Source organism: Pseudomonas algeriensis (genome assembly GCF_048847255.1).
In the GTDB taxonomy this organism is placed as follows: Bacteria; Pseudomonadota; Gammaproteobacteria; order Pseudomonadales; family Pseudomonadaceae; genus Aquipseudomonas.
Genome location: NZ_JBKKRK010000004.1, coordinates 58,655 through 72,125 on the forward strand (window position 1 = coordinate 58,655; position 13,471 = coordinate 72,125).

Here is a 13,471-nt window from a genome sequence, read left to right on the forward strand (position 1 = left end):
TGAAAATCCTCATGAAGCCGGTTAGCCTCGACCCGTCGTTTTTTTTCAGTGCGGCTCACTTACAATTGCAAACCCCGGCCTTCGAGAGACCTCCATCATCGCCACTCCCAGCCTGTCCCGCCTGTTCCTCGAACTCTTCTGGCAACTCGCCATCCTCGTGGTGCCAGCCTTTTTCGTTACCGTTCTGCCCCCGCCGCTGGCCTTGCTGGCAGTGATTTTCCTAGGGTCGCTGATGGGCCTCGCCGCGCGCCTGGGCGCTCTGACGATGGGCCGGGGCATCGCGCGGCTGACGGTGGGTGCCATATTTGGCCTGGGCTTCAGCCTGGGCCGGGCGCTGCCGGAGTGGTGGGGCATTCTCGTGGCGATCATCGCCATCATTGTCGGGCTCGCCTGTGTCAGCAAATTGGAGCGGCGCCTTGGGTTGGCACCGGTTTCCACCAAGGGGCCAAGCGCCTGGGGCGGTAACGAGCCGCTTCTGACCCCGGAAGGCGAGCCAATCCGGGTCTTCAACCACAGTGAAATCGCCATGGGCGGTCCTGTGTATTGCGATTACTTGTTTCCAGACGGCGTACTTTTGCAAGGGATCGGCTCTTCGGCGGTGTTTTCCAGCGAAGGGCGCTATTTTGCCGCGCCGGTGCCGTCACGGCAGGACTGGGGACTGGTCATTCTCGACCGCCAGCAGCGCACCTTATACCGCTGCGCCGAAAGCGAATTTTGGGAGCTGGACGCTTTTGATTCTGATCAACTGAGCGGCCGCTACAGCCCATTGGTCGATAACGGCGTCCGTCAGGTTCGCCTGGAAAAGCTGCTACAAACCGCAGAGGCAGTCGACCTGATTCCCGTCGCGGATCTTTGGCTGGAGCCTGGCTGGCACCCGGACAATCTCCAGCCTACCTTCGAACGTCCGTCCGCTGATGGTCGACAATGCCTGGCTGGCAACATCATCTTGCCGGCTACGCTGCGCGATTTGGACCGACCCCTGGAGCCACTGTATTCGCCGCGCTATGCCGTCAGCATCAATGGGCAGCCGTCCGGGCTCTTGATGACCGCCGATGCGCCATTGGTGTGGAGCACCGATCACCGCGCCCTGGTGTGCCTGGCCGGGGAACAGGCCAACGAGGCGCAAGGCGAACGGTATTGGTCGTGGCAAGTGGAGAAAGGCTGGCGCGACCTGCCCTTGCCTTGGATCAAGAGCACCACCGAACCGTCTTTTTATTGGCATGACTTGCTGAAGCTCGATGCAGGCCAAGTGCATATCGACGCTTACCTCGACTATCCACGACCGGGTTCCGGCCAGTATGGCTACCGCTTGGACAGCATCCACAGCGATACCGAGACCCAGACGGGCCACGACATTCAGGGTCGGGTGCAGGTGGGCGAGTTCAAGCTGACGCGCATGGCCATCGTCATGCCATTGGACAGCCCGGGCCGCCGGGGCGATTCGCACATCGAGACACAAGCGCTGCTGGGCGGCACAAACGCGCGCCTGAGCTGGCAGGGTGACAATCGCGAAGGGCTTGGTGCCTATCGCTGCCAGATCGGTGACTGGATCCTGCCGGAACGCTGGCTGCTGGATCATCGCGCCTCGGATTGTGGTCGCTACCTGGCGCTGCTGCCTTTTGGAGGGGCAACGACCGTTGCCACCCATGCAGTGGTGGCCGACGTGCAAGAGCGGCGCCTGCTGAAAGGGCCCGCCATGTGGGTAGAACGGATCCTCGACTTTCGCGATGGTCGGTTGAGTCTGGCGGTGGTCGTAGGTCGTCTCGACAATGATCTGCAGAGCAGCCCGCTCCGGCGCTTCAATGTCGCGGCGCCAGAGGTCGGCAGCGACGCGTTTTTCTGTCGCCCCAACGAGCAATCCCGGCCGTTCTACGACACGGTGCAGTTGCAGCCCACAGACTCGCAACTAAACGTCATCCCCCCGTGGCGCTTGGTGGATCGGCCGCAGGCGGCGACTGCCGATGGCGATTTCATCCAGCCCGCGCCGACTCATCGGGACGCCGCCTGGCTGTTCGGCAGCGAGACCGAATATGCCGACAGCTGGGTGCGCGCCGGTACGCCGCGGCTTGGCGGTTATCTGCTGACGGCTTCAGGCTGCGCCTTGGTCGATCTGGCCCCTTCGATGATCTGGTCCTCGGATGGCCGCTACCTGGCCCTGACCCGCATGGCAACTGACGTGGCGCAGCTGTGCGGAAGTTATCGGGGCTGGCAACTGATGCTTCTCGATGTCCAGGCGCACACGCTGCGGATTCATCCGCGATGGCTGGGCAATCGGCCCGAGTTCGAAGGCTTCGATGAAGAAAAGCTGCGGGTCCGGTGTTTCGAACGCGACTGGGAAACCGAAGACGATGAGGATCGAGGCGCGGCGCAGTCGTTTACGCTCGACGATTTGCTGCTGCTGCCCGCGGAACAACTGATCGGCGAGGACGGCCTCTGGCTCAGGCCTTCGCAAGCGCACCTCGCCCCAGCCTGGCAAGCGCTGGCCTTGCCTGCCATCAGCTACTTCGAACGCCGGAGCCTGTAACATGCCCGCCAATGATGCCTGCGCCGGAGCTGACCTTGACTGATACCCGCCCTCCCGTCCTCGACGAAATTGATCGCCAGCTGATCGCGGCGCTGCAAATCAACGCCCGGGAAAGCGTCGCCGTGCTTGCCCGGCAGTTGGGCATCGCCCGCACGACCGTGACCTCGCGTCTGGCTCGACTGGAAAAATCCAAGATCATCACCGGATACGGCGTGCGTCTGGGGCAGCGAGTGATCGATGGCGGTTTGCAGGCTTACGTCGGCATAAAGGTCCAGCCACGCTCGGGGAAAGACGTATTGCGGCGCTTGAGTGCGATGGCCCAGGTCCAGCAGTTGTGCGCGGTGAGCGGCGAGTTCGATTACGTGGCCTGGCTGCGCACCGACTCGCCGGAACAGCTGGATCAACTGCTGGACCAGATCGGCAGCGTGGACGGGGTGGAGAAAACCACCACTTCGATCATTCTCAGCAGCAAGATCGACCGGGGGCAGCCCGTCTAGAACCTGCCCAAAATCCTGGGGCAGCGAGCCTGCTCGCGATGGCGGCGGATCAGTCAACATTTGCACGGGCTGACGGCCCGCTATCGCGAGCAGGCTCGCTCCTACAAGAGCTGGCTTCGTCATTAAGCCTATTTAGCCAGTGAAAATGACGGCTATACGTACAAAACGACGACACATTGCGTCTTATTAACGTGTTTCATGCTCTCTAGAATGGCTGGCATCTTTCCTATACTCAGACGCGAACACCGCGCCGAGTCGCCTCCCAAGGTCAGCCATGAACAAGAACAATCGCCACCCTGCCAACGGCAAGAAACCCATCACCATTTTCGGCCCGGACTTTCCCTTCGCCTTTGACGACTGGATCGAACACCCAGCCGGCCTGGGCATGATCCCGAAGCACAATCACGGCGCCGAGGTAGCGATTGTCGGAGCCGGGATCGCCGGCCTGGTGGCGGCTTACGAGCTGATGAAAATGGGCCTCAAACCGGTGGTGTACGAGGCGTCGAAGCTGGGCGGACGCCTGCGCTCCCAAGCGTTCAACGGCGCCGAAGGTATCGTCGCCGAACTCGGCGGCATGCGTTTCCCAGTGTCGTCCACGGCGTTCTACCACTACGTCGACAAGCTGGGCCTGGAGACAAAACCCTTTCCCAACCCGTTGACGTCGGCCTCGGGCAGCACGGTCATCGACCTTGAAGGACAGACCTATTACGCAGAAAGCATGGCTGACCTTCCGGCGTTATTCCAAGAAGTGGCCGACGCCTGGGCCGACGCATTGGAGGCTGGCTCGCGCTTCGGCGATATCCAGCAAGCGATCCGCGACCGCGACGTCCCGCGTCTCAAGGAGCTGTGGAACACCCTGGTGCCGCTGTGGGATGACCGCACCTTCTACGACTTTGTCGCTACGTCCAAGGCCTTCGCCAAGCTCTCGTTCCAGCATCGCGAAGTGTTCGGCCAGGTTGGTTTCGGCACTGGCGGCTGGGACTCGGACTTTCCCAACTCGATGCTCGAAATCTTTCGCGTGGTGATGACCAACTGCGACGATCATCAGCACCTGGTGGTCGGCGGCGTCGAGCAGGTCCCCCACGGAATCTGGAAACACGTGCCAGAGCGCTGCGTGCATTGGCCGGAAGGCACCAGCTTGAATTCGTTGCACCTGGGCGCGCCTCGCAGCGGCGTGAAGCGCATTGCCCGTGCCGATAACGACCGCTTCACCGTGACCGACGTCTGGGGTGACACCCGGGAATACGCCGCCGTGCTGGTGACGTGCCAGACTTGGCTGCTGACCACCCAGATCGAATGTGAAGAAGCGCTGTTCTCGCAAAAAATGTGGATGGCCCTGGACCGCACCCGCTACATGCAAGCATCGAAGACATTCGTGATGGTCGACCGGCCCTTCTGGAAGGACAAGGACCCGCAGACCGGCCGCGACTTGATGAGCATGACCCTCACCGACCGGCTGACTCGCGGCACTTACCTGTTCGACAACGGCGACGACAAGCCAGGCGTTATCTGCCTGTCCTACTCATGGATGAGCGATGCGTTGAAAATGCTGCCGTATCCCGTGGAAAAACGCGTGAGACTGGCGCTTGATGCGCTGAAAAAAATCTATCCGAACGTCGACATCGCCGCGCGGATCATTGGCGATCCGATCACAGTTTCCTGGGAAGCCGACCCCTATTTCCTCGGTGCATTCAAAGGCGCCCTGCCGGGCCACTACCGATACAACCAACGCATGTATGCACACTTCATGCAAGACGACATGCCGGCTGAACAAAAAGGGATCTTTATCGCCGGTGATGACGTCTCATGGACACCCGCCTGGGTAGAAGGCGCGGTCCAGACCTCGCTCAATGCCGTGTGGGGGATCATGAAACATTTCGGCGGTGAAACTCACCCCGAGAACCCGGGGCCAGGCGATGTGTTCGACGAGATCGGTCCGATCGCCTTGCCCGAATAAGGAGTTGTCGATGCGCGTAGCCCTTTACCAATGCCCACCGCTGCCCATGGAACCGGCCGGCAACCTGCAGCGACTGCACCAGGTCGCGCTGGAAGCCAGGGGTGCCGATGTGCTGGTGTTGCCGGAGATGTTCTTGACTGGCTACAACATTGGGGTCGATGCGGTGAATGTACTGGCCGAGGTCTACAACGGCGAATGGGCGCAGCAAATCGGCCGCATCGCCAAGGCGGCCGGCCTGGCCATTCTCTATGGTTACCCGGAGCGCAGCGAAGATGGGCAGATCTACAATTCGGTCCAATTGATCGACGCCCACGGCGAGCGCCTGGCCAATTATCGCAAGAGTCATTTGTTCGGCGACCTCGACCGCACAATGTTCAGCGCGGGCGATTCAGCGTTGCCGATCGTGGAGCTCAACGGTTGGAAGCTCGGCTTCCTGATCTGCTATGACCTGGAGTTTCCAGAAAATGCCCGGCGCCTGGCGCTGGCCGGCGCCGAGCTTATCCTGGTACCCACCGCCAACATGCATCCGTACGAGTTCATCGCCGACGTCACCGTGCGCGCCCGGGCCATCGAGAACCAGTGTTTCGTGGCCTATGCCAACTATTGCGGCCACGAAGGTGAGTTGCAGTATTGCGGTCAGAGCAGCATTGCCGCCCCGAACGGCAGCCGCCCGGCGTTGGCGGGGCTGGACGAAGCGTTGATCGTGGGTGAGCTGGATCGACAATTGATGGAGCAATCGCGGGCAGCCTACAACTACCTGCACGATCGGCGTGCGGCGCTGTACGGCGACTTGCATAAACACTGATCCGGGCTAATCCGCTAGCATGAGCACATCCCAGTCCTGGAAGCGCTCATGCCGGCCCCCGATTCCCTCCGCCCCCATACCGAAACCCTGTCCAACGGCCTGAAATTGACGTTGCGTCATGCTCCTGGCCTCAAGCGCAGCGCTGCGGTGTTGCGCGTGGCCGCCGGTAGCCATGATGCGCCCAAGGCCTGGCCGGGGCTGGCGCACTTTCTTGAACATCTTTTCTTCCTGGGAACGGAGCGTTTTCCCACTGGGCAGAACCTGATGGCCTACGTGCGGGACCACGGCGGGCAGGTCAACGCGCGTACCAGTGAACGCACCACGGAGTTTATTCTGGAGCTGCCACCTGCCGCCCTGCCCGGTGGGCTTGAGCGGTTGGCGGACATGCTGGCCCATCCGCGTCTGGATGAGACCGACCAGTTGCGAGAGCGGGAAGTGCTGCACGCAGAGTTTATTGCCTGGTCCCAGGATGCGGCGGCCCAGCGGCAGGTTGCCTTGTATGAAGGACTGTCGAAGGATCACCCACTGCGCGGCTTTCATGCGGGCAATCGCGACAGCCTCGCCGTACCACAGCCAGAATTCCAGAGCGCGCTGCGCGATTTCTATCAGCGTTTCTATCAGAGCGGCCAGATGACCTTGAGCCTGGCCGGCCCGCAACGCATCGGGACCCTGGAGGCGCTGGCCACTCAGTTCGGTGAAAGCCTGCCAACCGGCAGGACGCAGGTCAGGCAGCCACCGCCGAGGCTCATGGCAGCAACCGAGACCGGGTACCAGCAGGCCCGGCAAGATTCGCTCGACGTACTGTTCGCCTTCGAAAGCTTGCCTGCCGCCTCGCCCCAAGCCTTGGATTTCCTCTGCCACTGGCTCAACGCCCCTAAACCGGGCGGGTTGCTTGCAACGTTGCGCCAACGCGGTCTGGCTGACAGCCTCAAAGCCGTGCCCCTGTATGAATTTTCTGGTCAGGCACTGCTTCACATCGAGTTCAAGCACGACCGCGACCAGGTGCCGACTGATATCCAACCGCTGCTGCGCGATTGGCTGGGTTTTTTTGCCGCTCAGGATGACTGGGCATCACTTCGCCAGGCGTTCACTGCGCTACGCCAACGCCAACTGGAGACGGCAACAGCCTTGCAACTGGCTCGTTGGGACAGCGAAGGACTCCAAGGCCCTTTGTCGGAAAACGACCTGATGCGCCTCAGGGAAATCCTCAAGCAATTACACGCCGTCGATCAGCCCGTCGAACCGTGGCAATTGCCCTCGCCCAACCCGTTTCTGCAAAGCATCAACGAACCACCCCGCGCCGGATTGATTCGCGGCCAAACCAGTGCCCACCGCGGCCTACGAACATTCGCACAAGACCGCAGCCGGGGCCGGCGCGAACGCTCGCCCATGCAGTTCAGCCAGGCATTGCCGGATACCTCGCCGGAAGGCGCGGTGTACCTGCGCTGGCTATTGGCGGCCCCCGTATCGCCCGGCCACCAACGCAGGCTCGATCGGCAATTGGCGGATCTGCGCGAAGACGCCCGCCAGGCCGGCGTGGACATTACCTTCGAGACTCATGACGAACAATGCCTGCTGAAACTGACCGGCTTACAGGCACCGATGCCGCGAGTACTTGAACACCTGCTGGTGGAACTGGGCCAGCCGCTGCCGCCAGTCCCGGCCAATAGCGAGCCTCCCTTGATACCGATCCGACAGCTGTTGCGTGAATTGCCGGAGCTCTTGCGGCAACCCCCACGATCGCCATCATCGTCCGACAGCGATCAGAGCGTCTGGACGAACGCCCGATGGGACGGCTTGGCCGTCGGTCTGGCGGCGGCCACTCAAGTGGCGCTGGGCCCCGTTCTGGCGCGAATCCCTGGGATCGCCCGAGAAGAAGTGGTGTCGACGCTCGTGGCTGCTCCGGGACGCACCTGGCACACGCTCGAAACTCCAGGAGACGACCACGCCGTACTGATGTTCTGCCCCACGGCAACCCAGGACATTTGCGACGAGGCTGCGTGGCGTTTGCTCGCCCATCTGAGCCAAACCCCGTACTACCAACGCCTGCGAGTGGACCTGCAACTGGGCTATGCGGTGTTCAGTGGTTTGAAGCAGATCGACGGACGCACCGGCCTGCTACTGGGCGCCCAATCACCCGGTGCCTCGGCAGCGCAGTTGGCTGAACATATGGAGCAGTTCCTGGAAACCTTGCCTGAGTTGATCCAGCAGCTAGACGACTCGACCCTGACCAGCCAGCAACAGGCCTTGGCCAGCCAGCTTCAAAGCGCGGCGATGCCCATCGCCCAGGCAGCCGAACTGCTCTGGCAGGGCAAACTGGCCGGTCGTCCAACGGACTACCTGCAACGGTTACCCGACGTCATAACATCGATGACACGCGGACAACTGGTCGACGCCGCGCACCGTTTGAAAGAAGCCCTCGGCGGTCGTTCCTGCCTGAGCAACGCGCCGTGCCCGGGAACGCCCTGGCGCGCGGTGCAATGATCGTTACCGGCCATGCAACGAGCTTTCTCAAAGAATCGCGGCGAAGGAATTTGTCAGATTTAGTAACATAGCCGCCTAAGCATCTGAACATCTCCGAGCGGAGGTGGACTATATGTATAGGTTCCACCCGTACCATCTAACCGAAGTATCCCAACCAAAGGAGTATTCCCATGTCCTGGTCCAAACCCGCATATATCGATCTGCGTATCGGCTTCGAAGTCACCATGTACTTCGCCAGCCGTTGATTGCTGCAGGCGGTAGTACGCAACACCACGCCTCGGTCATCCGGGGCGTTTTTATTTTCGGTTTGCAGATGGAGCGACCATGTTCGTCCAGATTCTAGGCTCCGCCGCGGGCGGCGGTTTTCCCCAGTGGAACTGCAACTGCGCCAATTGCGCAGGTTTTCGCAACGGCAGCCTGCGGGCCCAGGCGCGTACCCAGTCGTCCATCGCGATTTCCGACGACGGCGTGAGCTGGGTGCTGTGCAACGCCTCGCCGGACATTCGCGCCCAGCTCCAGGGATTTGCCCCGATGCAGCCTGGCCGGGCCCTGCGGGACACCGGTATCGGCGCAATCATTCTGATGGACAGCCAGATCGACCACACCACCGGCCTGCTCAGCCTGCGCGAAGGTTGCCCGCACCAGGTCTGGTGCACCGACATGGTCCATGAAGACCTGAGCACGGGTTTCCCACTGTTCAACATGCTCACCCACTGGAACGGCGGCCTGAGCTGGAACCGCATCCAACTCGATCAGAGTTTCACTATTGCCGCTTGCCCAAGCCTGCGCTTTACCCCACTGCCACTTCGCAGCGCCGCCCCGCCCTATTCCCCGCACCGCTTCGACCCGCACCCGGGCGATAACATCGGGCTGATCGTCGAAGACCTGCGCACCGGCGGCAAGCTGTTCTATGCACCGGGCCTGGGCAAGGTCGACGGTCCGCTGCTGGACATCATGGCCGGCAGCGACTGCCTGTTGGTGGACGGCACGATGTGGGACGACGATGAGATGCAGCGCCGTGGCGTCGGCACCCGCACCGGTCGGGAAATGGGCCACCTGGCGCAGAACGGTCCCGGCGGCATGCTCGAAGTGCTGGAGCAACTGCCCGAGCAACGCAAGGTCCTTATTCATATCAACAACACCAACCCGATACTCGACGAGGATTCACCCGAGCGGGCCGAGCTGGTGCGACGCAATGTCGAAGTCGCCTACGACGGCATGAGCATCGAACTGTAGGAGGCCCCGAAATGACTGACACGCCATTGACCACCGCAGAATTTGAAGCAGCCTTGCGCGCCAAGGGCGCCTTCTACCATATCCATCACCCGTACCACGTGGCGATGTACGAAGGCCGAGCCACCCGCGAGCAGATCCAGGGTTGGGTCGCGAACCGCTTCTATTACCAAGTGAACATTCCGCTCAAGGACGCCGCGATCCTGGCCAACTGCCCGGATCGGGAGATCCGCCGCGAGTGGATCCAGCGTTTGCTTGACCATGACGGCGCCCCTGGCGAAGACGGCGGCATCGAAGCCTGGCTACGGCTGGGCCAAGCGGTGGGCCTCGATCCCGATCAATTGCGTTCCCAGGAACTGGTGCTGCCAGGTGTGCGCTTCGCCGTAGACGCCTACGTCAACTTCGCCCGCCGCGCCTCCTGGCAGGAAGCCGCCAGCAGCTCGCTGACCGAACTGTTCGCCCCGCAGATCCACCAGTCGCGCCTCGACAGTTGGCCGCAGCACTACCCATGGATCGACCCGGCCGGCTACGAATACTTCCGCACCCGCCTGGGCCAGGCCCGGCGCGACGTGGAGCACGGGTTGGCGATCACCTTGCAGCACTACACCACGCGTGAAGGCCAGGAAAGCATGCTGGAGATTCTCCAGTTCAAACTCGACATTCTCTGGAGCATGCTCGACGCCATGAGCATGGCCTACGAACTGAACCGCCCGCCCTATCACACCGTGACCGACCAACGGGTCTGGCACAAAGGAATCGCCTTATGAGTTTCGATCGCAGCCAAATCCCCGATTGGCGCCCCGGCTATCGCTTTCAGTACGAACCGGCCCAGAAAGGTCACGTGCTGCTCTATCCTGAAGGCATGATCAAGCTGAACGACAGCGCTGCGCTGATCGGTGGCCTGATCGATGGCGAGCGCGATGTGGCGGCGATCATCGCTGAGCTGGACAAACAATTTCCCGGTGTGCCTGAGCTCGGTGACGACATCGAGCAATTCATGGAGGTCGCCCGTGCTGAGCACTGGATCACCCTTGCCTGAGAAGCCCGCCGTCGGCCTTCCGTTGTGGCTGCTGGCCGAGCTGACCTATCGCTGCCCGCTGCAATGCCCGTACTGCTCCAATCCGCTGGACTTTGCCGAGCAAGGCAAGGAACTGAGCACCGAGCAGTGGTTCAAGGTGTTCCGCGAGGCCCGGGAGATGGGCGCTGCGCAGTTGGGCTTTTCCGGTGGCGAACCGCTGGTGCGCCAGGACCTGGCGGAGCTGATCGGGGAGGCGCGCAAGTTGGGTTTCTACACCAACCTGATCACCTCCGGTATCGGTTTGACCGAACAGAAAATCAGCGATTTCAAGAAGGCCGGCCTGGACCATATCCAGATCAGTTTCCAGGCCAGCGATGAGCAGGTGAACAACTTGCTGGCCGGCTCGAAGAAAGCCTTCGCGCAAAAACTGGAAATGGCCCGGGCGGTGAAGGCCCACGGCTATCCGATGGTGCTGAACTTCGTGACCCATCGGCACAACATCGACAAGATCGATCGCATCATCGAGCTGTGCATCGCCCTGCAAGCCGACTTCGTCGAGCTCGCCACGTGCCAGTTCTATGGCTGGGCGCACCTCAACCGCGTCGGTCTGCTGCCCACCCGGGAACAGCTGGTGCGGGCCGAACGCATTACTAACGAATACCGGGCCAAGCTGGAAGCCGAAGGCAATCCGTGCAAGTTGATCTTCGTGACCCCAGACTACTATGAGGAACGCCCCAAAGCCTGCATGAACGGCTGGGGCAGCATCTTCCTGACCGTCACGCCGGACGGCACCGCATTGCCGTGCCATGGCGCCCGGCAAATGCCGGTCCAGTTCCCGAATGTGCGCGATTACAGCATGCAGCACATCTGGTACGACTCGTTCGGCTTCAACCGTTTCCGCGGATATGACTGGATGCCCGAGCCCTGCCGCTCGTGCGATGAAAAAGAAAAGGATTTCGGCGGCTGCCGCTGCCAGGCGTTCATGCTCACAGGCGACGCCAGCAACGCCGACCCGGTGTGCAGCAAATCCGAACACCACGACATGATTCTCCAGGCGCGCGAAGACGCCGAGCATGCCACGCAAACCATTGAACAATTGGCCTTTCGCAATGAACGAAACTCGCGCCTCATCGTTAAAGGCTGATCCGCTCAGCGCCGCCCAGGCTGTCGCGGCAGGCATCGACTTTGCCGAACTGCAACTCGGGCCTTCAGGGCTTTTCTGGAATGAATACCGCCCAGCGGATGGCGCCTGCCGGATCTGGCATTGGCAAGATGCCAAGGCCCGCTGTCTGACCCCGGACGGGTTCAGCGCGCGCAGTCGGGTCTACGAATACGGTGGCGGGTCGTTTTGTCTGAGCGATGACGGCGTGCTGTTTGTCAACGAGGCCGACCAACAGCTGTATCACCAGTCATTGGACGGCGATCGTCCCGTGGCGCTGACTTCGGGCGAGAGGCGATATGGCGACCTGCACTTCGCCGCGGGGCGAGTGCTGGCGGTTGAGGAACAGGCCAATCAGCATCGTCTGGTGTCGATCGGGCTGACCGATTTTAAGCGACGGGTGCTGGCCGAGGGTGCGGATTTCTACGCCGCGCCGATCCTGAGCCCGGATCAAAAGCGCCTCGCCTGGATCGAATGGAGCCGTCCTCATCAACCCTGGACGGCCACGCGACTGATGTTGGCAGAGCGTAACGATGCAGGCTGGAGTGAGCCGCGCTGCGTGGCCGGCCAAGGTGAGGATGAGTCCATCCAGCAACCACGATTCGACGCGGCGAATCGTCTTTATTGCCTGACGGATCGGGGTGGTTATTGGCAGCCCTGGGTCGAAGATGCCGGCGTCTTGAAACCATTGGCTGCCGCCGAAGCCGATCACGCCCCGGCGCCTTGGCAATTGGGCGGCTGTACGTGGCTGCCCTTGGGCGAGGACATTTACCTGGCGAGCTGGACCGAAGCGGGTTTTGGCCGGCTGGGCCTGCGCCATAGCGGCGCGATTGAGGAGTTCACCGGACCCTACAGCCGCTTTCGCAGCCTGGCCTTGGATGAGCAATTCGTTTATGCAATTGCCGCTTCGCCGACCAGCCCGTCGGCGATCATTGCTATTGAACGACAAAACCACGAAGCCATAATCGTGGCCGGCGGCGTTTCGCCGTTACCCGCCGAGCACATCAGCTGTCCGCAAACCCTGCGCTATCCCGTCGCTTCAAGCGAGGCCCACGGGTTCTTTTATCCTGCAATGGACGCCAAGGCTAAACCGCCGCTGGTGGTGTTTATCCATGGCGGGCCGACGTCGGCCTGCTATCCCATTTTCGACCCGCGCATCCAATACTGGACCCAGCGCGGCTTTGCCGTGGCCGATCTCAACTACCGCGGCAGCAGTGGCTACGGCCGGGCTTACCGGCAGGCATTGCATTTGAACTGGGGCGTGGTGGATGTCGAGGATGCCTGCGCGGTTGTCGCGTATCTGGATGAGCAGGGCTTGATCGATAGCCGCTGCGCCTTCATTCGTGGCGGCAGCGCCGGTGGGTACACGACACTTTGCGCCTTGGCGTTCCGGAACGTATTCCGTGCCGGCGCCAGCCTCTACGGCGTCAGCGACCCCGCTGCCCTGGGCCGCGCGACACACAAATTCGAAGGGGACTACCTGGACTGGCTGATCGGCGATCCACAGCTGGACGCCGAACGCTACAGGGCCCGCACGCCGTTGCTTCACGCCGACCGGATCCGCGCCCCGATGATTTTTTTCCAAGGTGAACTCGATGCCGTGGTCGTGCCGCAGCAAACCCGCGATATGGTCAAGGCCTTGGAAGACAACGGTGTTCCGGTGGAGGCGCACTACTACCCGGACGAGCGCCACGGCTTTCGCAAGGCGTTGAGCCAGGCGCATGCGCTGGAGCATGAGTGGTTGTTTTATCGAAAAGTGATAGAAGCGAGCTTATAAAAAGTGGCGAGCTCCCT

Annotated in this window: 11 protein-coding genes; all 11 read left to right on the forward strand. The window is 61.8% G+C overall.

All coding sequences use genetic code 11. The annotated features are described in order from the left end of the window. Positions 1-232: 232 nt before the first annotated feature. Entirely contained in the window at positions 233-2,524 is a 2,292-nt protein-coding gene (locus ACLK1G_RS07680; RefSeq protein ID WP_420764890.1) for a hypothetical protein, read from the forward strand. Positions 2,525-2,559: 35 nt separating this feature from the next. Next, a complete protein-coding gene (locus ACLK1G_RS07685) occupies positions 2,560-3,021 on the forward strand; it encodes an Lrp/AsnC family transcriptional regulator (RefSeq protein WP_420764891.1) in 462 nt (153 codons plus the stop codon). A 274-nt stretch (positions 3,022-3,295) separates the two neighbouring features. Then, positions 3,296-4,978, forward strand: coding sequence for a flavin monoamine oxidase family protein (locus ACLK1G_RS07690; RefSeq protein ID WP_420764892.1), 1,683 nt, complete (start codon positions 3,296-3,298; stop codon positions 4,976-4,978). A gap of 10 nt (positions 4,979-4,988) precedes the next feature. Further along, the gene (locus tag ACLK1G_RS07695) at positions 4,989-5,783 is read left to right on the forward strand and encodes a carbon-nitrogen hydrolase family protein (RefSeq protein ID WP_420764893.1); all 795 of its coding nucleotides are present in this window, start codon (positions 4,989-4,991) and stop codon (positions 5,781-5,783) included. A 48-nt stretch (positions 5,784-5,831) separates the two neighbouring features. Beyond that, positions 5,832-8,267, forward strand: coding sequence for a pyrroloquinoline quinone biosynthesis protein PqqF (gene pqqF, locus ACLK1G_RS07700; RefSeq protein ID WP_420764894.1), 2,436 nt, complete (start codon positions 5,832-5,834; stop codon positions 8,265-8,267). Positions 8,268-8,437: 170 nt separating this feature from the next. Further along, positions 8,438-8,512: a pyrroloquinoline quinone precursor peptide PqqA gene (gene pqqA, locus ACLK1G_RS07705; protein ID WP_003177660.1), complete on the forward strand. Its 75-nt coding sequence runs from the start codon at positions 8,438-8,440 to the stop codon at positions 8,510-8,512. A gap of 79 nt (positions 8,513-8,591) precedes the next feature. Next, entirely contained in the window at positions 8,592-9,503 is a 912-nt protein-coding gene (gene pqqB, locus ACLK1G_RS07710) for a pyrroloquinoline quinone biosynthesis protein PqqB (protein ID WP_420764895.1), read from the forward strand. Positions 9,504-9,514: 11 nt separating this feature from the next. Continuing rightward, positions 9,515-10,267 carry a pyrroloquinoline-quinone synthase PqqC gene (gene pqqC, locus ACLK1G_RS07715; RefSeq protein WP_420764896.1) on the forward strand — a complete coding sequence of 251 codons (753 nt, stop codon included), beginning with the start codon at positions 9,515-9,517 and terminating at the stop codon, positions 10,265-10,267. Then, a complete protein-coding gene (gene pqqD, locus ACLK1G_RS07720; protein WP_420764897.1) occupies positions 10,264-10,539 on the forward strand; it encodes a pyrroloquinoline quinone biosynthesis peptide chaperone PqqD in 276 nt (91 codons plus the stop codon). The genes pqqC and pqqD overlap by 4 nt, the downstream gene beginning before the upstream one ends. Next, positions 10,532-11,662, forward strand: coding sequence for a pyrroloquinoline quinone biosynthesis protein PqqE (pqqE, locus tag ACLK1G_RS07725; protein WP_420764898.1), 1,131 nt, complete (start codon positions 10,532-10,534; stop codon positions 11,660-11,662). The genes pqqD and pqqE overlap by 8 nt, the downstream gene beginning before the upstream one ends. After that, a complete protein-coding gene (locus ACLK1G_RS07730) occupies positions 11,628-13,454 on the forward strand; it encodes a S9 family peptidase (RefSeq protein ID WP_420764899.1) in 1,827 nt (608 codons plus the stop codon). The genes pqqE and ACLK1G_RS07730 overlap by 35 nt, the downstream gene beginning before the upstream one ends. The last annotated feature ends 17 nt before the right edge of the window (positions 13,455-13,471 follow it).

What these genes read in the sequence shown, in the direction of transcription:
- ACLK1G_RS07690 (WP_420764892.1), top strand. Translation starts at nt 3,296, where the DNA reads ATGAACAAGAACAATCGCCACCCTGCCAACGGCAAGAAACCCATCACC.
- pqqC (WP_420764896.1), top strand. Translation starts at nt 9,515, where the DNA reads ATGACTGACACGCCATTGACCACCGCAGAATTTGAAGCAGCCTTGCGC.
- ACLK1G_RS07695 (WP_420764893.1), top strand. Translation starts at nt 4,989, where the DNA reads ATGCGCGTAGCCCTTTACCAATGCCCACCGCTGCCCATGGAACCGGCC.
- pqqF (WP_420764894.1), top strand. Translation starts at nt 5,832, where the DNA reads ATGCCGGCCCCCGATTCCCTCCGCCCCCATACCGAAACCCTGTCCAAC.
- pqqB (WP_420764895.1), top strand. Translation starts at nt 8,592, where the DNA reads ATGTTCGTCCAGATTCTAGGCTCCGCCGCGGGCGGCGGTTTTCCCCAG.
- ACLK1G_RS07680 (WP_420764890.1), top strand. Translation starts at nt 233, where the DNA reads ATGGGCCTCGCCGCGCGCCTGGGCGCTCTGACGATGGGCCGGGGCATC.
- pqqD (WP_420764897.1), top strand. Translation starts at nt 10,264, where the DNA reads ATGAGTTTCGATCGCAGCCAAATCCCCGATTGGCGCCCCGGCTATCGC.
- ACLK1G_RS07730 (WP_420764899.1), top strand. Translation starts at nt 11,628, where the DNA reads ATGAACGAAACTCGCGCCTCATCGTTAAAGGCTGATCCGCTCAGCGCC.